This window comes from Nocardia sp. NPDC059236 (genome assembly GCF_042754085.1).
Classification (GTDB): Bacteria; Actinomycetota; Actinomycetes; order Mycobacteriales; family Mycobacteriaceae; genus Nocardia.
The window spans coordinates 781,282-799,371 of the sequence record NZ_JBHZAF010000002.1 but is presented as its reverse complement, the minus strand read 5'-3'; the positions used below and the strand labels follow the sequence as shown (position 1 = coordinate 799,371).

Here is an 18,090-nt window from a genome sequence, read left to right as displayed (position 1 = left end):
GAGCGAAGCGGAGGGCCAAAGACACAGTAGGTTTGCCAGTCATGGGTAAGAGCAAGCGCAACAGTCCCAAGCCGGACTCCAATCGGGCGCAGAAGCTGGCCGCCCGCCGCGCCGAACAGGAGGCGGCGGCGCAGGCCGTGACGCGGCCCTTCGAGGGCTTGGCCGCAGAATGCGATCTGGTGGCGCTACGGGAGTTCGTGCCGTCGGCGACCGCGACCTTGAAGCTGTCGCCGAATGTCGCCGCGGAGCGGGCCGTCACCCTCGCCACCGTGCTGCCGGGCGCGGTTGCCGCGCTGGTGCGGGCCGGTGACGAGCCGATCGGTTTCGTCGGCACGCAGGTGCAGTTCCAGTCCGCCGATCCGGCCGCGGATCTGGCCGCCGCCGTGCTGTGGACCCAGTCCGCCACCCCCGGCGAGTCGCTGAACGCCGCGACCGTGGATGGCGCGCCGCGGCTCACCGAGGTGCTGGATCCGGGTGCGGCCCTGGATCTGACCGTGCACCAGGACTTCAACTGGTGGGTGCCGGCGGGTGTCACCCCGGATCCGCAGGTGGCCGCCACCATCGAGCAGGCCAACCAGGCCATCATGCCGTCGGCCCGCCTGGAGCTGGGCGCGGACGCCGTCGGTGCGGCCTGGTGGGTGGACGCCGGCGAGAAGGCGCACATCCGCTGGGTGCGGCCGGAGGACGAGGACCAGCTGATGCTGGCGCTGGCGCGGCTGCACGCGGCCGGTGATCTGCACCTGGGTGAGGGTTCGCGCTTCGCGGGCTCGTTCCGCACCCACGGTCTGCTGGTGCCGGTCTTCGACCTGGATCCGGAGCGGCACGCGAGCGAGTGGGAGGGCCCGGCCCGCGAGTTCGGTGCGAAGCTGGCGACCGCGCTGCAGTCGGACGCCCCGCTGACCTCCGAGGAGCGCCGCTCCCGCGACGGCCTGCGGTCGCGCCAGGTCACGCTGCGCTGACACCGTCGGGCTGAGCACCCGCGGTACCGGCACGGTTCGGGCCGTTCTCCGGTGAACTGGATTCACTCGGTGAACGGCCCGGATTTTTGCGGGTATTTTTCTGAAAAGTGCCTGTTTCGCTCCGGGTGCTCGGTTAAGTTCTCTTCACCCCGGAAGTTCAGGGGATCCGGTGATCATCACACTGGATATCAGATGAGGAGAAAAACCATGGATGCCATTCTGGCCGTGGTCAAGTCGCTGTTCGGTACGTTGTCCGCCAACGCCACCGGCACCGTCACAGTGCCGCAGAAGTAAGGAAAAGGCGGGTACGTATCGCACGAGCACCGAGCACATGCAACAGGCCCGGTCCAGCGCAAGGGACCGGGCCTGCTGTGTGAATCCACCGCCGGGAACCGAATTACCTTCGGCCCACGGAGTAATTACAGTGAGCCGCCCGCGGCGTGCGGCGCGCCGGACGCATCCTTCGGACCGCTCATTTCCCGCTGCACGAAATTCTCCAGGTCGAAAAGATTCGCGCTGGCCCGCTCGGCGACGGTGAGCAGGGTATTCATGGTCGCGACTTCTTCGACCTGTTCCTTGAGGAACCACTGCATGAACTGCTCGCCCTGGTAGTCGCCCTCGTCCCGGGCGGTCCTGGCGAGCTGGATGATCTGCTCGGTGACGGCCTGCTCCTGTGCGAGCGCCAGCGCGATGGGCTCCTTGGCATTCGCGAATTGCGTAGTAGCGGCCTCGGTTCCGGGCATCTCCACGGCAATGTCGTGATCGATCAGGTACTGCGCGATCATCATCGCGTGGTTACGCTCTTCGACGGCCTGCTTGTAGAAATACTTGGCCAGGACCGGCAGATCGGCATTGTCGAACCACATCGCCACCGCGATGTACTGGTGTTCGGCATTGAATTCATTCCGGATCTGATCCTGGAGCAGGGCCTGGAACTTGCTGCGCTTCATCTGGGTTCGGGTGGACATGCGGATGACATTAATGCCTGGTCAAACCGCGTGTCATCCAAGTACAGCCTTATTGAGTACAGCCTTATTGAGGCAAGTATTGCCTAATTCGGCCTAGCTGCCGACGGTGGTGATCAAGTCCTGCGGGATCTGCTGATCCTTGGCCAGAGCGTCGAAGAAAGCACTCGCCTTCGTCTTGTCCCAGAGCAGTACATTGCCGCTGCCGGCCACGTCCTCGAATCCGCCGACCGGGACCGTCGTGGTGATGGGATCGCTGTTCAGCGCATTGCTCAGGCTCGCCAGATCCCAGATGTGCGCGCCCTTGTCGACCTTCAGCGCCGAGGTCAGATCCCGCACCAGCGGCCAGGACCGGAACGGATTGGCCAGCGTGCCCGGGCTCGCCGCCTTCTTCAGCAGGGCGCTGAGGAACTTCCGCTGGTTGAGCATGCGATCCAGGTCCGCGCGCGGGGTGGCGCGGGACCGCACGAAGCCCAGCGCCTCGGGTCCGTTGAGCGTCTGGCAGCCCGCCGGCAGGTCGATACCGGCCAGCGGATCCTTCATGGGCGCGTCCAGACACATCTGGATGCCGCCGACCGCGTCCACGATATTGGCGAAGCCGCCGAAGCCGATCTGCACATAGTGGTCGATGTGCACGCCGGTCGCGCCCTCCACCGTCTTGACCAGCAGCGATGCGCCGCCGGCCGCGAAGGAGGCATTGAGCTTGTCCTTGCCGACGCCCGGGATGCTCACATACGAGTCGCGCGGCAGGCTCACCAGCGTCGGCCGCCCCGACTTCGGGATGTGCACCAGGATGACGGTGTCGGTGCGCTCGCCCTCGACATCGGAGGAGTCACCGGTGGACAGCTGCTGCTCCTGCTCCTTGGACAGTCCCGAGCGACTGTCGGAACCCACCAGCAGCCAATTCGTCCCGGGCGTGTCGCCGATCCGGCCCGAATAGTTCGCGAGGGCGTCGATCCGGGTCAGGTGGGTGTCGACATAGATGGCCGCCGCGATCGGCAGCAGCAGGAGCACCAGCAGCAGCGACAGGCTCCAGCGGAACCAGTGCCGCTTCCGGCGGGGCCGGGAGCCGCGCGGCGGGCGGCCGTCGCCGCCGCGGCGCCGGCCGGGCGGTGGTGGCGGGGGAGTGCGCGGCGGTTCCTCCCGGAAGGGGACCGGCTGCTGGGTCGGCGCGTGACCCATGGCGGCGGCGGCGCGCTCCCGCGGGGGCGGCACCCGATTGCCCGGTGGCGGCATCCGATTGTCCCCGGGCCCGCGATTGTGCTGCGGCGGAACGCGATTCCCCGGCGGCCGCTGCCGCGGGGCCGGATTCCCGGGCGGGACCTGCGAATAGGCCAGGTCCGGACCGGATTCATGGCGTCGGATCACCTGAGTTGGTTCTATCCGCGGCCTGCCGTCGTTAACGGGCCGGCCGTCGGCGGGCGGCCGCTGAGACGAAGGTCTCTGCGATTGCCCGGGATTCGCCGCGGGTCGAGGCGGGTACGCCGGGGGCTCGCCCGGGCGTCCCGGCGGCGGCTCCCGGCGTATCCGTGCAAAGTGCTGGGGGTCGTCGCCGTTCATCACTGAAAACAGTACCGACCCCGGCGCCCGGGTGGCTCGTTCCGATCGGATTACGGCAGCCAGGAGACGTGTCCGTGCAGGAAGGTGTACCCGATGTAGGCGATCGTGTCGATGAGCGCGTGCGCCAGCAGCAGCGGCCAGAGCCGGTTGGTGCGCTGCCAGTAGCGTCCGAAGATCAAACCCATCACCAGGTTCCCGAGCCCGCCGCCCAGGCCCTGGTAGAGGTGGTAGCTGCCGCGCAATATCGCCGACGCCAGCAGCGATCGATTCTCCGTCCACCCCAGCGCCCGCAATCGCGAGATCAGGTAGGCGACGACCAGCACCTCCTCGGCTGCCGAGTTCGCCCACGCGGACAGCACCAGCACCGGCAGCCGCCACCAGTGCGCGAGCGAACTGGGCACGATGGTGACGCTCACACCCAGTGCGTGTGCCGCGAGATACAGTCCCAGCCCGGGGATTCCGATCACGGCCGTGAGCGTGAGTCCCGGGAGCACGTCCGCCCGCCAGCGCAGCCGCCGCGCCAGTCCGATCGCCCGCGGCGCGATCCCGCTGCGCCACAACAGATAGAGCCCCAGCGCCGCCCAGCCGAGCAGGCGGGCCACGCTCAGCAGCTGGAAGAGCAGGTCGATGGTCGACCGGGTGGCCCGTGGCGCATTCAGCGCGACGGTCTGCCCGCCCACCCCGCCGGGCGCGAGGGCGCTCTCGAGCAGTGACAGTGCCGCATTGGCCCCGCTCAGCCCGAAGGTGACGACCAGCACCACCGCGATCTCGAGTTTGATCGCCCGCCGGCCCGATTCGTCGGGCGCGGGCCACACGGGTGCGGGATCAGCCGAAACCATGCCCGCCAATCTAGGCGGGCGCCCGGCGAACTCGTCAGATGCGGTGCAGGCCGCCGTGGAAGGGGTTGCCCGCCAAGGCGTGTACCGCACGGCTGAGGGATTCGATGTCGTGCGCCGGGGCCTCGAACGGGATGCGGATGTCGTGGTCGGCCTCGATGGTCTCGACGCGCAGGGTGACGCCGTAGCGGTCGATGGCCAGCGGATGGATGAGGGCGCCGCGGCGCAGGGTGTGCGGCACCCGGCGGGCCAGGCGATCCACCACATCGGGGTGATCGGCCTGAAGGTGTTGCAGCCAACCGGCTTCCAGCGCGCAGAACGGATCGGGCCGGGCGTCGCGCAGCTGCTCGCGGTCGACCGAGTCGGCGCCGGCGGTGTCGGCCACCACCGCGGAGTCGATGACCAGCCGCAACAGAACGGCGGTGTGGCCGACGTCGAGCAGGTCCGGATGCGGATGGTCGGCGGCGACCGCGCCGGCCAGCGCGCGCTGGGCGTGCGCGGGCACGGCGTGCGCCCAGCCGCGCAGCCAGACCAGGGCACGGACGCGTTCGCGCAGTGGCAGCGGGGCCTGGTCGGTGAGTTCGAGCACCGCGGGGGACCCGTTCGCGCCGCAGCCGAGGACGAGACCGGCGGCGGTGGAGTTCATCGGGACCGCCAGCACCATGTCCCCGCACTGCCGCAGCAGGTGTACGGAGGTGGGCACCGGGTCGAGGCCGGGCAGGGCCAGGACCGCGTTCTCGGCGTGCGCGCAGGCGGTGTGCACGCGTTCGGCGGTAGTGGGTGCGACGACCTGGGCCGCTGGTGGCATACACACCTCCGGGAGTTGAATTAGGTAAACCTAAGCTAAGTGACGTGGGTCGCGTGCGCAAGGGCTTCCCGGGTGGCCGCGCCGGCGGTGTCGCGCCGATCGCTACCGTGAAGACGTGCCGCACGATTCATCCCCCGCGCCCGAACCGGTCGCCCTCACCCTGTCCGTCCCGCCCCGCCCGGCCCGCGGACTGACCGAGGAGCTGGTCCGCCCGGTCTCCGCCGATCCGGGCGTCGAGGTGCTGGATCTGGCGCTCGACGACGAAGCGGTGTCGGAGTTCCTGGTGCGAATCGTGCACGGCGACAGCGGTTTCGTGGCCCGCACGGACTCGGGCGAGCGCGCGCTGGCGGGTGTGGCGGCGACCGTGGCCGCGCTCTGCGGCGAGGACATTCGCGGCGCGCTCGCCGCACCGGACATCGCGTTCCTCACCGGGCTGAAACCGCCCGCGGTCGAGGCGCTCCGTGAGGTGCTGCTGGCCATCGAAACCGGCGAGGTCGCGGCCGTGACCACCGCCCTCGCCGTATTGGGCGCCTGAACCCACCGCGCCCGGGGGTGCGAAGTTACCCAGGAGTTGACCAAAGCCGGGGGTGACCGGGCGCACGCAAGTAATGTCGTAACCGTGCCGCGTATCGCCTACTTCGGGCCGTCGGGAACCTTCACGGAGATGGCCCTCGCCAAACTGGAGTCCACCGGAGTCTTCGATGGACCGGTCGAGCGTGTCCCGGCCCCGAGCCAGGGCGCGGCCGTCGAGCTGGTGCGGGCCGGTAAGGCCGCGGGCGCGGTGGTGCCGATCGAGAGCTCGGTCGAGGGCTCCATCGCGCCGACGCTGGACGCGCTGGCCGTGGGCCCGCGGCTGCAGATCATCGCGGAAACCGACCTGGACGTGGCCTTCACCATCGTGGGCCGCCCCGGCATCGAGCTCGACGAGGTGCGCCGGATCGCGGCCTATCCGGTCGCGGCCGCGCAGGTCCGCATGTGGCTGGCCGTCACCATGCCGCTGGCGCAGCTGTACACCTCCGCCTCCAATGCCGCGGCCGCCGAGGATGTCGTCGCCGGGCACGCCGATGCCGCCGTCTCCACCGCGCTGGCCGGCGCCCGCCTCGGGCTCACCACCCTGGCCGACGGCGTCGCCGATGTCGACCGGGCCGTCACCCGCTTCGTGCTGGTCACCGCCCCGCGGCCGGCGCCGCCGCGCACCGGGACCGACCGCACCTCCATCGTGCTGGAGCTGGCCAACGAGCCCGGCTCGCTCATGCGCGCGTTCGCCGAATTCGCCACCCGCGGTATCGATCTCACCCGCATCGAATCCCGGCCCACCCGCACCGGCATGGGCACCTACCGTTTCTACCTGGACTGCGTCGGGCACATCGACGACGCCGCGGTCGCCGAGGCGCTGAAGGCACTGCACCGCACGGCCGCCCGGATCCGATTCCTCGGCTCCTGGCCCGCCACCGCGGCCACCGGCACCCCGCCGCCGCCGGACGCACCCGGCGCGGCCTGGCTGGCCGATCTGAAGAAGGGGGTGGCCGACCTGTGACCGGCAAACTCATCCTGGTCCGGCACGGCGAGACCGAGGGCAATGTCGGCAAGATCCTCGACACCCGGCTGCCGGGCCTGCCGCTCACCGAACGCGGTGTGGCGCAGGCGAAGAGCTACGGCGCGAACCTGGCCGTCCCGCCGCAGCGGCTGTTCTCGTCGGCCGCGCTGCGCGCCCGGCAGACCGGCGGCTACATCGAGGCCGCCACCGGGGTCACCTTGGATGTGCTGGAGGATCTGCAGGAGGTACAGCTCGGCGACCTCGAGGGTTTGAACACCCCGGCCGCGCACGAGGAATTCCAGAAGGTGTATCACGCTTGGCATTTCGGTGATCTGAGCGTGCGGGTGGCGGGTGGCGAATCCGGGGAGGACGTGCTCGCCCGCTACGTCCCGGCGCTGCGGCGACTACGCGACGATTATCTGATCCGCCCGGGCGCGCACGATGTCATCGTGGTCAGCCACGGCGCGGCCATGCGGCTGGTCTCGCGCGAATTGACCGGGGTGCCCAGGCCTTTCGCCGCCAACAATCACCTGGACAATACCGAGACCATCGAGCTGCAGCCGTTCGAGGACGGCACCTGGGGGTGCACCCGCTGGGGCCGCTATTCCGCACCGTTCGCCGACGCCATCGCGGCCGGCGGCGACGACCCCATGGGTTAGCCCGGGAATTCCGTTCGCAGCGGCAGGGATTCGATGAGATCCCGCAGCGCCGTGCGCAGCCGGGCCGGGGTGCCGCCCGCCAGCGACGTCCACTTCGTCCCGTCCGCGGCGGTGCCGGTGCTGGCGATAAAACGGCCGTGCCGGGTGTTGTACACCGCGAGGTGGGTGCTCACCACGTCGCGCGAGCCGTCGCCGTAGCGCACGCCGACGATCTCCGCATGCGAATTCACCTGCACCAGAGCCGAAGCGAGGATCGGTGCGTCGCGGGTCGGTGTGCCCACCGTGGCCAGTCGCGCGGCCGTAGTGGCGGCATCGCCCGCGTCGTCGAACACGGGCGCCAGATCCGCGGTGGGCGCGTTCATTCCGGACAGTTCCAGCGCATCGGCGGGGCCGAGCGCGGCCTGCACGGTGCCCGGCAGATCGTGACCGGCCGCGTCGATGACACAGGAGCCGGGGCCGCGCAGCGCCACCACCTCGATGTCGTCGCCCTTGGCCACACAGCACCGGTTGACCTGCCCCGCCACATACCAGCGCACGGCCAGCACCCAGTGCGGCCGGTAGAGCACGCGCAGCCGTTCGGCCAGTTCCGGATGCACCTCGTCGCCGTCGAGCAGTTCACGCTCGGTCAGGGCGGCGGCCGCCGCGGCCATGGCGGTGTCGTGGTCGGCGGCATTGTCGTAGCGGCCCATGGCATCCAGCACCACGGGCAGCTCGTCGATCCCCAATGTCTCCAGGAGATACTGCATTTCGTCGAGCGACAGCGTGACCGACCGCAGCGTCGACGGCCCGCGGCCCGCCCCGAGGACGGTCACCGGTCGGCCAGTGGGTCGCCGCCGATGACCGCGGGCGCGATGACCCGGCCGTCGGCGAACACCTGCACCGAGCGGCCGTAGTCGTGGCCGCGGTGCGACTCTTCCTCGTCGCTGCCCCTGGTGCCGAGCAGCGGGCTGGTTCCGGCCGAACGGACCGGTGCGGTCGCGGCCGGGGTGGTGGTCACGGTCACCGGTTCGGCGATCGGTGCCGCGGGAGCCGGTGCGCCACCGGTGTTTCCGAGACCTGTGCCCCAGCCCTCGGGCAACTTCAGTGTGCCCGCACCGTTTCCGATGTTCACCGACGCGCCGCCGCCGGTGACGGATACGGCCTGCGTGGCCGGCGCCGCGCCACCCGCGCCGGCGGCCGCGTTACCCGCGCCCGCCGTGACCGGCAGGCCTGAGGTACCGAGACCGGGCGTTTGCGTCACCGCATTGGCGACCGCCGTAATCGCTGTACTCGCAACGTTTCCCGCGCTGGTCACACCGCTGGTGACCACCGTCCCCGCCACCTGTGCAACCTGCGACAGGGCACTGGTGACGGCCGGATTCTGCGCCGAGACGGCGGCCGCGCCGAGCGCCGCCTGCAGCGGATCGCTGCCAGTGGTGAGCGCGTCGCCACCCGCATTGGCCGAGCCCGCGCCCACGGCGATGGGCGGCGGCATCAGGAACTGGCCGGGCGTGGCCACCATCGAACTCGTTGCGGCCTCATAGGTTTCCATCACCAGCGCGGCCCGGATGTCCAGCGCCAGCTTGGCCGCCTCGGCTGCCTCCGCGGTGCCGTTGAGCGCGCCGCCGCTGGAATACGCGGCCACCCGCGCGGTCTCCACGGCCGCGATCTCCGGCAGGCTCGGCATGGCGAGGGAGGCCACGGTGTAGGCGGTGGCATTGGCGGCGGCCTTGCCCGCCATCACGCCGGCCATGACGGCCTGCTGTTCGGCCCACACGGTGAAGCCGCCCAGCCGGGCCAGCACAGTGAGCCCGTTCAGTCCTTCGAGACCGACCCCGATCTCGGCCATCACCCGCGTGACCGTGGTGGTGGCGTCCACCCAGGAGGCGGTGAGCGCGCCCCAGGCGCTGCCCGCGGCCGCGATGGGAATGGCGTGCGCCCCGGTATCGAGGCAGAGGGAATTGAATTCGGCCATCCGGGGCAGCCAGAACACCCCCGTGATTCCCAGCGTCATGGTGCGTCTCCCCTTTACACCTGGATCGCGGCGATACCGGCCGCGCGCACGGCGTCCTGGGCCAGGTACTGGGCCAGCTGGCTGCGCAGGGTGGCGGCGGCGTGATGCAGTTCGAGAATGCCCTGGGCGACCGAGCGGTCGTGGGTCAGCGCGGCATTGTTGAAATGCGCTGCGGCGAGGAAGGACACCTCTTCGGTGCCGGAGGGAAGCACATGGGTGGCCGGAGCCGTCGCGCTCGCGGCTGCGGCGAGGCGTTCGGCGAGCAGATCGAGTTCCAGAGCGGCCGCGAGGATCACCTCGGGCTGCACCAGGACGTGGCCGACCATGATCGGGCTCCCTTCTCCGTTCCACCCCGGTTGTGAGGATTGGACGCGGAGGTTCGCCGACCGGTTCCCGATGCCGCTGGTCAGCCCCAGCCCAGCTGATGCAGGCGCTCGTCGTCGATCCCGAAATAGTGCGCTATCTCGTGAATCACGGTGATCGCCACCTCCTCGACCACCTCTTCTTCGCTGTGACACATCCCGAGGATGGCCTCGCGATAGATGGTGATGGTGTCCGGCAGCGCGCCCCCGTAGTGGCTGTAGTCCCGGTCGGTGAGGGCGATGCCGTGGTAGAGACCGAGCAGGTGGGGATCCTCGTCGCTGCGCGGCTCGATGAGCACCACCACATTGTCGATCGCCTGTGACAACTCTCGCGGAATCAGATCGAGGGCGTCGCCGACCAATTCCTCGAAGCGGTCGTCGGACATGGAGACGGGCATGCCTACAGCTTCCGCCGCATCACCGTGGCTGGGGGATGACCGGCGGGGCCGCGCCGGGCAGCGGCGGCGGGGTGTAGCGGCCGTTGTTGGGTGGTGGCACGGGCGCCTGGCCGTCGATCTGGATGTCGCCCTTGGCCGATCCGGTGATGGTGGCGAAGCCCTCCTGATCGGCGCCCTTGCCGACCATGCAGTTGAGGCTGCGGGAACCGGCCAGCCAGCTGCGGGTGTCGAGCGCGTCCCAGAACAGGGTGAGGGTCTTGTTGCGCAGTGCGTCGGGGGCGCCGAGGTAGTCGCCGGCGTCCTTGGCGCACTCGTCCTCCATGAACTTGTCCTGGTCGTCCTTCGAGGGCGGGCCGCCGTTGAAGTGGGTGGCCAGGTCCACGGTGGAGACGATCTCGAAGGCGTGCGGCTGGGTGCAGTCGACCGGATCGGTGGGCAGGTTGGACTTGATGCCGATGCAGGTGCCGATGTCGTAGACCTTGGACTGGTTGATGTCGCGCACACTGCCGGTGATGGGCTTGGTGGCGAGGCCCTGGCTGCCGGAGACCTGCAGGCCGCAGCGCAGCGTCCGCTCGCCCGCCCTCCAGCCCGCCTCACCCGGATTGATCAGGCCGACAACGAATTTGCCGCGCGGGTCCAGGCGGCCGCCGAGGTATTCCTGGGCGGCGCTGACGCAGTGCTCGTCGCGCAGCTCGGAGAAGCGCAGCGAGTCAGGGAAGCGGGAGCCGGGCCCGAACTCCTTGCCGGGGTACTTGCTCAGGTCGATGTCCGCGGTGACCTCGAAAAGGTGCTTGCCGGCGCAGTCGACCTTGGTGAGGTCGCCTGCATTGGCCTTGGACCAGGTCAGGCAGTCGCCCTCCCGGGCGGTGCCGAAGGCCGCGCCCGCGACCGCGCCGGTGGGCTGGGCGGCCCCCGGCGCATGCGCCTTCACGCGATTGGAGTCGAAACCGTTGGAGACGAACATGGTGATGAGCACGGCCAGGGTGACGCCGACCGCCATGGCCAGCAGCCCCCACCGGACCGTCGACGCCGAGAGCGGACCGTTCTGGTCCAGCTTGGATTCCATGGCGCGGAACGGCGTCAGCAAACGATCCAGCGCCGTCGGTTTCCGACGGTTCGGCGGCCCGGGGCGCTGCGAGGACGGAGGCGCGGGCCACTGCGGAGGCATCTTTTGCTCAGGCATCGCGACTGAGCTTAATTGCCTCCGCTTCGCTCCGGCGGGTTCGCGGGCTGTTATTGCGGCGTTCAGCGTGCGGTACGGATCCTCACGACAGGATCAGGTCCGCCGCCTTCTCGCCGATCATGACCGCCGGGGCGTGGGTGTGGCCGCGGGTGATCACCGGCATGACCGAGGTGTCGGCCACACGCAGGCCCTCGATACCGCGCACCCGCAGTTCCGGATCCACCACGCTGGATTCGTCGCGGCTCATGGCACAGGTGCCGACCGGGTGGTACAGCGTGTGCGAGTGGTCCTCGAGGCAGCGCCGCAGCACCTCCTCCATCGGGGTGTCGGAGGGCACGGCCGGCTGCATGAGCTCGTCGATGTGCTCCTTCAGCGCCGGCTGGTTCGCCAGTTCGGTACAGATGCGCAGACCGGCGAGCAGGGCAGCGCGGTCGGCGGGCTCGGCGCAGTAGCGCGGGTTGATGCGCGGCGGGGTGAACGGGTCCGGGGAGGTGAGGGTGACGCTGCCGATGGATTCCGGCTTGAGCAGCACGGCGGCGAAGGTGAGCGCGTGCCCGTCCGGATCGCCCAGTCCCTCGGCGATATACGGCGCGGGCGCGAAGATGAGTTCCAGGTCGGGCAGGTCGAGATCCTCGCGGCTGCGCACGAACCCGTAGGCCTCACCGATGTTCGAGGTCAGCTGCCCGCGCCGCAGCACCAGGTAGTTGGCGAGCTCGAGCAGGTTCTTGTCGGCGCCGTAGAGGCTGCCTCCGCCGGTGCGGTAGATGATGGGCGCGGCCAAATGGTCGCGCAGGCCACGCCCGACCTCGGGCAGGTGCTGCACGACGGGGATTTCCAGCTCCTGCAACCGGTCGCCGTCGCCGATGCCGGAGAGCATGAGCAGCTGCGGGCTGTTGATGGCGCCGCCGGACAGGATGACCTCGCGCTTGGCGGTGATCTGCTTGGTCTCGCCGCCGATCCGGAATTCCACCCCGGTGGCGCGCTTGCCCTCGAACAGCACCCGGGTGGCATGCGCGTCGGTGACGACGGTGATGTTGCGTCCCTGCTGGCGCGCCGGCCGCAGGTAGGCGTCGGCGGTACTCCAGCGCGCGCCGCGCTTCTGGGTCACCATGGTCTGCGAGAAGCCCTGTGGCCGATCCTGATTCGCGCGTTCCACCGGGTATCCGGCTTCGGCGGCGGCCTGCAGGTAGGTGTGGGTGAGCGGGCGCGGGCTGCGCTGGCGGGAGATGTGCAGTGGTCCCTTGCGGCCTTCACCGGGCTCGCCGGCCTCCTCGACGGCTTCCATGCGCTGGAAGATGGGGAGCACCTGCTCGAAGGACCAGCTCGGTCCGGCGTAGCGGGCCCATTCGTCGTAGTCGGCGGCGAAGCCGCGCACCCACATCATGGCGTTCATGGAGGAGGAGCCGCCGAGCATCTTGCCGCGCGGCCAGTAGACGCGCCGGTTGCTGAGCTCGGGCTGGGGTTCGGTGCGGTAGTTCCAGTCGTTGGGGCCCTGGAACAGCTGGTTGAACGCTGCGGGAATGTGGGCGAATTTGTCGCTGTCCTCGCCGCCGGCCTCCAGGACCACGACGCTGACGCCGGGTCGCTCGCTCAGTTTCGCGGCCACTGCGGCCCCCGCGGATCCGGCTCCGACGACCACGAAATCGGCGGTGTGCGGGGTGTATTGGGGCATGCTGACTCCTCGGAAAGACCACGGCGGAGCCGCTGCCGGGCTCCCTGCCGTCCCATGCCGCTAACCCTAGGGTGCAAATCCCCCGGTGGTGGGCCGGATGGGTCGGATCAACTCGAGGTTCGCGGCCCGGCTCGATTCTGGACTGCGCTCCGCCTCCCCGCGCTTGGAGCGGGGGAGCGAAGCGGAGGAGCGGAGGAGGGAAGAATCGAGCTTGCAGGGCCGCGAACCCGCCGGAGCGAAGCGGAGGCAATCAAACTAGGCTCAATGGCCATGATCGACCTTCGATTCCTGCGGGAGAACCCGGATGTGGTCCGTGCGTCGCAGCGCGCTCGCGGTGAGGACCCCTCCCTGGTGGATGCCCTGCTCGAGGCGGATGCCGCCCGTCGCGCCGCGGTCGCGACGGCCGACAATCTGCGCGCCGAGCAGAAGGCCCTGGGCAAGAAGGTCGGCAAGGCTTCCCCGGACGAGCGTCCGGCGCTGCTGCAGCTGGGTCAGGAACTGTCGGCGAAGGTGAAGGAGGCCGAGGCCGCCGAGACCGCCGCGGACGCCGACCTCGACGCCGCCCAGCGCGCGCTGTCGAATGTGGTGCAGGAGGGCGCGCCCGCCGGCGGCGAGGACGACTACATCGTGCTCGACACCATCGGCACGCCGCGCGAGTTCGATTTCGAGCCCAAGGATCACCTGGACCTGGGTGAGTCGCTGGGCCTGATCGACATGGAGCGCGGCGCGAAGGTGTCGGGCTCACGCTTCTACTTCCTCACCGGCAACGGCGCGCTGCTGCAGCTGGGCCTGCTGCAGCTGGCCGCGCAGAAGGCGGTGGCCAACGGGTTCACCATGATGATCCCGCCGGTGCTGGTGCGCCCGGAGATCATGCAGGGCACCGGGTTCCTGGGCCAGCACTCCGCCGAGGTCTACCACCTGGAGGACGACGACCTGTACCTGGTCGGCACCTCGGAGGTGCCGCTGGCGGGCTACCACTCGGGCGAGATCCTGGATCTGAGCGCGGGCGCCAAGCGCTATGCCGGCTGGTCGTCGTGTTTCCGCCGGGAGGCGGGCAGCTACGGCAAGGACACCCGCGGCATCATCCGCGTGCACCAGTTCGACAAGGTGGAGATGTTCGTCTACACCACCCCGGACCAGGCCGACGCCGAGCACCGGCGGCTGCTGGCCTGGGAGCAGGAGATGCTCGCCGCCATCGAGGTGCCCTACCGGGTCATCGATGTGGCCGCCGGCGACCTGGGCAGCTCGGCCGCCCGCAAATTCGATTGCGAGGCTTGGGTTCCCACGCAGCAGACCTACCGCGAGCTCACCTCGACCTCGAATTGCACGACATTCCAGGCGCGTCGCCTGAGTGTCCGGTACCGGGACGAGAACGGCAAGCCGCAGATCGCCGCCACCCTGAACGGCACCTTGGCCACGACCCGGTGGATTGTCGCTTTGCTGGAGAACCATCAGCAAGCCGATGGGTCGGTGCGGGTGCCCGCTGCGCTGGTGCCTTTCGTCGGCACCGAAGTGCTGGTACCTCGCTGAATATTCGCTACTCGGCGTGCCTTATTCCGCCGGTTGTGTCTACTGGTGGTAGGGCTTGTGTCTAGGCTAGGCAGCGTGCGAGGAATCGGGTCCCGCGGCGATACCCGGACCCGGGTACGGGCGGCGTCGGCGCTGGCGACGGCAATGGTCATGGCTCGGACCACCGGGGCGTTCTACGTCATGGGCGGGGTCCTGGGCCTGGTTCTGACTGCGGTCGCTCCGGGTGACGAGGGCAATCGGCCGCTGGTGGGTGCGGCGGCGTTCGTGGCGCTGCTGCTGGGTATCAGTCTGCTGATCTGGGGTCCGCGGCTGCCGCATTCGGTGCATCACGCGTATGTGGCGACCGCGACCGTGCTGGTGACCGTTGCGGTGCACTGGTTTCCGAATACGGTCGGCGCGATCAGTCTGGCGGCGTTCTATGTGTTCGTCGCCTGTGATGCCGCCATCTTCTTCTCCTGGCGCTGGCTGGGCGGGCACATAGCGTTCGCCATCGTCTGCTGTCTGTGGGTGGTGCCGTCGCGTGGGTTGCCGTGGTGGTCGGGCATCATTCCGGCGGGTATCACGTTCGGAATCGGCATCGTGGTCGGCATTTTGACGCGCATGGCGTCGGACGCCGATATCGATGTGCTGACCGGGCTGCTGAACCGGCGTGGTTTCGATCGGGCGCTGAGCAATGCCATCGCGCACGCCACCCGCACCGGCCAGGGCCTGGCCCTGGTGCTGGTGGACCTGGACCGCTTCCAGAAGATCAACGATCACCTCGGGCACCGGGCCGGTGACGCCGTGCTGCAGCGGGTGGCCGACTCCTGGTCGAAACTGCTTGCGCCGGAGCAGCGGCTGGCCCGCTATGGCGGTGACGCGTTCGCGCTGCTGCTGCCCGGGACCACCGAGCAGGCCGCGATCCTGCTGACCGAGGAGCTGCGCGCGGCCGTCACCACCGGCTGTTCCGCGGGTGTGACGTCCTGGCAGCCGGGCGAATCCGGGTCGCTGCTGGTGTCGCGTGCGGATGTGGGCCTGTACCGGGCCAAGCAGGCGGGCCGCAATCGCACCGTGCTGGAGTCCTCGCGGCAACTGCCGCTGGCGGTGGAGCTGCGGGAGGCCATCGATCGCGGCACCCTGGACGTGCAGTACCAGCCGATCGTGAGTCTCACCGACGGCGCGACCCGCGCGGTCGGCGTGGAAGCCCTGCTGCGCTGGTCTTCTCACGCGCAGCCCGATGTGACCACCGAGGGGCTGATTCGGGTCGCCGAGGAATACGACCTCATCTCCGATCTGGACGAGCTGGTGCTGCGGCGGGCCTGCGCCGATGCCGCCCGGTTGCAGGAGACCTTCGCCCAGCTGGATCTGACCCTGAACGTCAATGTGAGCGGGCTGGAGCTGGCCGAGACCGAGTACGCCGACCGGGTTTCCGGCATCCTCGCGGAAACCGGCTGGCCCGCCGAGCAACTCGTGCTCGAGGTGACCGAGAGCGAGCTGGCCGCCGAATCCGAGACGGCCATCGCGAACCTGCACAAGCTGCGCGAGTTCGGTGTCCGCATCGCCATCGATGATTTCGGCACCGGCTACTCCTCGCTCAGCCGGCTGGCCACGCTGCCGTCGGACATCCTCAAGGTGGACCAGTCCTTCGTGGCGTCGATCCAGTCGGATTCCCCCGCGCCGCCGCTGCTGGGCGTGATCGCGGCGCTGAGCAAGTCGCTGGACCTGCAGGTCATCGCCGAGGGCGTGGAGACCGAATACCAGGCCGCCGTGCTGACCGAGCTCGGTTTCGCGCTGGCCCAGGGCTACCACTACAGCGATTCGCACCCGGTGTCCGAGCTCATCAACGACCTCAATGACCGGCACGGTCTGGTCGGCGCGGCGGTGTCGGAGGGCGAGCCGTCCACCAATGGCTGGATACCGCTGGACAATCCGCTTGACGGTGGAGCGCCCGGCGCGCAGGGTTGATCTCATGCGGCTGCTCATCTACGCCTGTTGATTCGTACTCCGTAGTGCGCTGCCCCGGGCTCACGCCGAGCGCGTGGGTTCGACGCGCGCACCGACCCACTCGATACGGGTACCAACCCACTCGATACGCGCACTGACGCTGCGGGCGATGCTGTTCGCCGTCACGGCGGACCTGATCCCGCTCTACGCGATCTACGCGCTGTTGTTCGCCGACCACGGCCTGAACGCGGCGCAGATCTCGTCGCTGTTCGCCATCTGGTCCGGGACCTCGTTCCTGCTGGAGATTCCTTCCGGCGCCTGGGCCGACACGGTCTCGCGGCGCCGCCTGCTCGTGCTTTCGGGCGCGCTGCTGGCGGCGGGCTTCGCGGTGTGGACGCTGTACCCCTCCTACCTCGGATTCGCCGTCGGCTTCGTGCTCTGGGGTACTTCGGGCGCGCTCCGCTCGGGCACCTTCGAGGCGCTGATCTACGACGACCTGCACGCCCGTGCCGCGACCGCTGAATACCCGCGGCTGATGGGCTATGTCCGCGCCGCCACCGAATCGGCCGCGCTGGCGGGCATTCTGGTGGCGGCCCCGCTCTACGCGTGGGGCGGCTACGCGCTGGTCGCCTGGTCCAGCGTCGCGATCGCCGCCGTGCACACCGCCACCGCGGCCCTGCTGCCGACCGCACCGAAGTCGGTCTCCGCGGCACACGTCGAGGATCTCGAAGACACGGACGGTGGTGTCGAGGACCCGGATAACGATGCCGAGGACACAGCTGGCGGTGTGGCCGAGCAGGAGCCGGACAGCGTGCGAGCCGATGACCACGATCTCACGTCCGAAACCCGCACAGCCGCATCGGAATCCAGCGGCTACCTGGCCATGCTGCGCGCGGGTATGCGAGAGGCCCTGCGGGTCCGGGTGATTCGGCGCGGGGTCATCCTGGTGGCGCTGCTGAACGGCATCACCGCGTTCGACGAATACTTCGCCCTGCTGGCCGACCACGCCGGCGCCGGGCCGTCCCTGGCCGCGATCCTGGTGGGTGTCACGGTAGCCGGAGCCCTGGCCGGCGCGACATCGGCGGGCCGCACCGGGGGCATATCCGCCCGCGTGATGGCGTCGGCGCTGGCCGTAGCGGGTGTCCTGTTCATCGGTGGTGCGCTGCTGGCGGGCAGTGCCGCCGGCCACCCGCGAGCCCTGTATGTGCTGACCGCCGTGGGCTTTTCGGCGGTGGGCATCGCCTACGGCATCGACTACAACGCCGACGTCATCGCCTCGGCCCGCCTGCAGGACGCCATCTCGGGCCCGGCCCGTGCGACCGTGACCTCGGTGTCCGGCTTCGCCACCGAGGTGATCGCCCTGCTGGTCTTCGTTTTCGCCGCGGTGGCCACGACCTGGCTGTCCTTGCCGGTCATGGTCGCCCTGCTGGGGGTGCCGCTGCTACTGGCCGCGGCCCTGCTCCCCACCTGGCTGCCCCGGGCGGCAGCGGGCTCGGATCTGGTGCCGGGGCCTGCTGCACGAGATTCGGAGCAGCTCTGATCCGGAGCGGCAGGGCGGCGGAGGTCATCGGACGCTCGGGGTAGCGCCCGACCGTGGTTGCGGGTCGTCCTGTGCCGGAACGGGATCCGAGCTCAGTACGGTGCGGTGTGTCGGAGCGACGCGCGACATGATCCGGTCGGCCGGCTCTGTGCCGGGGAAGGCGGG

17 protein-coding genes are annotated in these 18,090 nt (G+C 69.6%); 7 read left to right on the top strand and 10 right to left on the bottom strand.

Annotated features, from left to right (window positions below; translation table 11 throughout):
- Positions 1-41 precede the first annotated feature (41 nt).
- Positions 42-959 (top strand): DUF5926 family protein, encoded by a 918-nt coding sequence (locus ACFXIV_RS08755; RefSeq protein WP_379393027.1) that lies wholly within the window; start codon positions 42-44, stop codon positions 957-959.
- 419 nt (positions 960-1,378) lie between these two features.
- Here ACFXIV_RS08755 and ACFXIV_RS08750 read toward each other — a convergent pair whose 3' ends face one another.
- From ACFXIV_RS08750 to ACFXIV_RS08735, 4 genes are all read right to left on the bottom strand, one after another.
- Positions 1,379-1,927: a ferritin gene (locus ACFXIV_RS08750; RefSeq protein WP_379393029.1), complete on the bottom strand. Its 549-nt coding sequence runs from the start codon at positions 1,925-1,927 to the stop codon at positions 1,379-1,381.
- 93 nt (positions 1,928-2,020) lie between these two features.
- Complete coding sequence (locus ACFXIV_RS08745; protein ID WP_379393031.1) at positions 2,021-3,292, bottom strand: LCP family protein; 1,272 nt, start codon at positions 3,290-3,292, stop codon at positions 2,021-2,023.
- A gap of 242 nt (positions 3,293-3,534) precedes the next feature.
- Positions 3,535-4,323, bottom strand: a complete 789-nt coding sequence (locus ACFXIV_RS08740) for a CPBP family intramembrane glutamic endopeptidase (RefSeq protein ID WP_379393033.1) — start codon at positions 4,321-4,323, stop codon at positions 3,535-3,537.
- 34 nt (positions 4,324-4,357) lie between these two features.
- Positions 4,358-5,128 carry a DUF2470 domain-containing protein gene (locus ACFXIV_RS08735; protein ID WP_379393035.1) on the bottom strand — a complete coding sequence of 257 codons (771 nt, stop codon included), beginning with the start codon at positions 5,126-5,128 and terminating at the stop codon, positions 4,358-4,360.
- Positions 5,129-5,243: 115 nt separating this feature from the next.
- Here ACFXIV_RS08735 and ACFXIV_RS08730 point away from each other — a divergent pair, with 115 nt between their 5' ends.
- From ACFXIV_RS08730 to ACFXIV_RS08720, 3 genes are all read left to right on the top strand, one after another.
- On the top strand, positions 5,244-5,663 hold the full coding sequence (locus tag ACFXIV_RS08730) for a hypothetical protein (RefSeq protein ID WP_379393037.1): 420 nt from the start codon (positions 5,244-5,246) through the stop codon (positions 5,661-5,663).
- Between the two features lie 84 nt (positions 5,664-5,747).
- The gene (gene pheA / locus ACFXIV_RS08725) at positions 5,748-6,665 is read left to right on the top strand and encodes a prephenate dehydratase (RefSeq protein ID WP_379393039.1); all 918 of its coding nucleotides are present in this window, start codon (positions 5,748-5,750) and stop codon (positions 6,663-6,665) included.
- Positions 6,662-7,324, top strand: coding sequence for a histidine phosphatase family protein (locus tag ACFXIV_RS08720; RefSeq protein ID WP_379393041.1), 663 nt, complete (start codon positions 6,662-6,664; stop codon positions 7,322-7,324). Before pheA ends, ACFXIV_RS08720 begins: the two co-directional genes overlap by 4 nt.
- On the opposite strand, the gene ACFXIV_RS08715 is transcribed toward ACFXIV_RS08720, so the two are convergent.
- The 6 genes from ACFXIV_RS08715 to ACFXIV_RS08690 all read right to left on the bottom strand — a co-directional run bounded on the left by ACFXIV_RS08715 (position 7,321) and on the right by ACFXIV_RS08690 (position 12,932).
- Positions 7,321-8,136 carry an ESX secretion-associated protein EspG gene (locus ACFXIV_RS08715; protein WP_379393043.1) on the bottom strand — a complete coding sequence of 272 codons (816 nt, stop codon included), beginning with the start codon at positions 8,134-8,136 and terminating at the stop codon, positions 7,321-7,323. The genes ACFXIV_RS08720 and ACFXIV_RS08715 overlap by 4 nt on opposite strands.
- Complete coding sequence (locus ACFXIV_RS08710; RefSeq protein ID WP_379393045.1) at positions 8,133-9,317, bottom strand: PPE domain-containing protein; 1,185 nt, start codon at positions 9,315-9,317, stop codon at positions 8,133-8,135. The genes ACFXIV_RS08715 and ACFXIV_RS08710 overlap by 4 nt, the downstream gene beginning before the upstream one ends.
- A 14-nt stretch (positions 9,318-9,331) precedes the next feature.
- Positions 9,332-9,643, bottom strand: a complete 312-nt coding sequence (locus ACFXIV_RS08705; protein WP_379393047.1) for a PE domain-containing protein — start codon at positions 9,641-9,643, stop codon at positions 9,332-9,334.
- A gap of 80 nt (positions 9,644-9,723) precedes the next feature.
- The gene (locus tag ACFXIV_RS08700; protein ID WP_354847565.1) at positions 9,724-10,077 is read right to left on the bottom strand and encodes a metallopeptidase family protein; all 354 of its coding nucleotides are present in this window, start codon (positions 10,075-10,077) and stop codon (positions 9,724-9,726) included.
- 19 nt (positions 10,078-10,096) lie between these two features.
- The gene (locus ACFXIV_RS08695) at positions 10,097-11,143 is read right to left on the bottom strand and encodes a septum formation family protein (RefSeq protein WP_379393594.1); all 1,047 of its coding nucleotides are present in this window, start codon (positions 11,141-11,143) and stop codon (positions 10,097-10,099) included.
- Positions 11,144-11,342: 199 nt separating this feature from the next.
- Positions 11,343-12,932: a GMC family oxidoreductase gene (locus tag ACFXIV_RS08690; protein WP_379393049.1), complete on the bottom strand. Its 1,590-nt coding sequence runs from the start codon at positions 12,930-12,932 to the stop codon at positions 11,343-11,345.
- A gap of 270 nt (positions 12,933-13,202) precedes the next feature.
- Here ACFXIV_RS08690 and serS point away from each other — a divergent pair, with 270 nt between their 5' ends.
- The 3 genes from serS (at position 13,203) to ACFXIV_RS08675 (ending at position 17,925) form a co-directional block, all read left to right on the top strand.
- Positions 13,203-14,462, top strand: a complete 1,260-nt coding sequence (gene serS / locus ACFXIV_RS08685) for a serine--tRNA ligase (RefSeq protein WP_379393051.1) — start codon at positions 13,203-13,205, stop codon at positions 14,460-14,462.
- Positions 14,463-14,537: 75 nt separating this feature from the next.
- Positions 14,538-16,406 carry a putative bifunctional diguanylate cyclase/phosphodiesterase gene (locus ACFXIV_RS08680; RefSeq protein ID WP_379393053.1) on the top strand — a complete coding sequence of 623 codons (1,869 nt, stop codon included), beginning with the start codon at positions 14,538-14,540 and terminating at the stop codon, positions 16,404-16,406.
- 148 nt (positions 16,407-16,554) lie between these two features.
- Positions 16,555-17,925 carry an MFS transporter gene (locus ACFXIV_RS08675; RefSeq protein ID WP_379393055.1) on the top strand — a complete coding sequence of 457 codons (1,371 nt, stop codon included), beginning with the start codon at positions 16,555-16,557 and terminating at the stop codon, positions 17,923-17,925.
- The last annotated feature ends 165 nt before the right edge of the window (positions 17,926-18,090 follow it).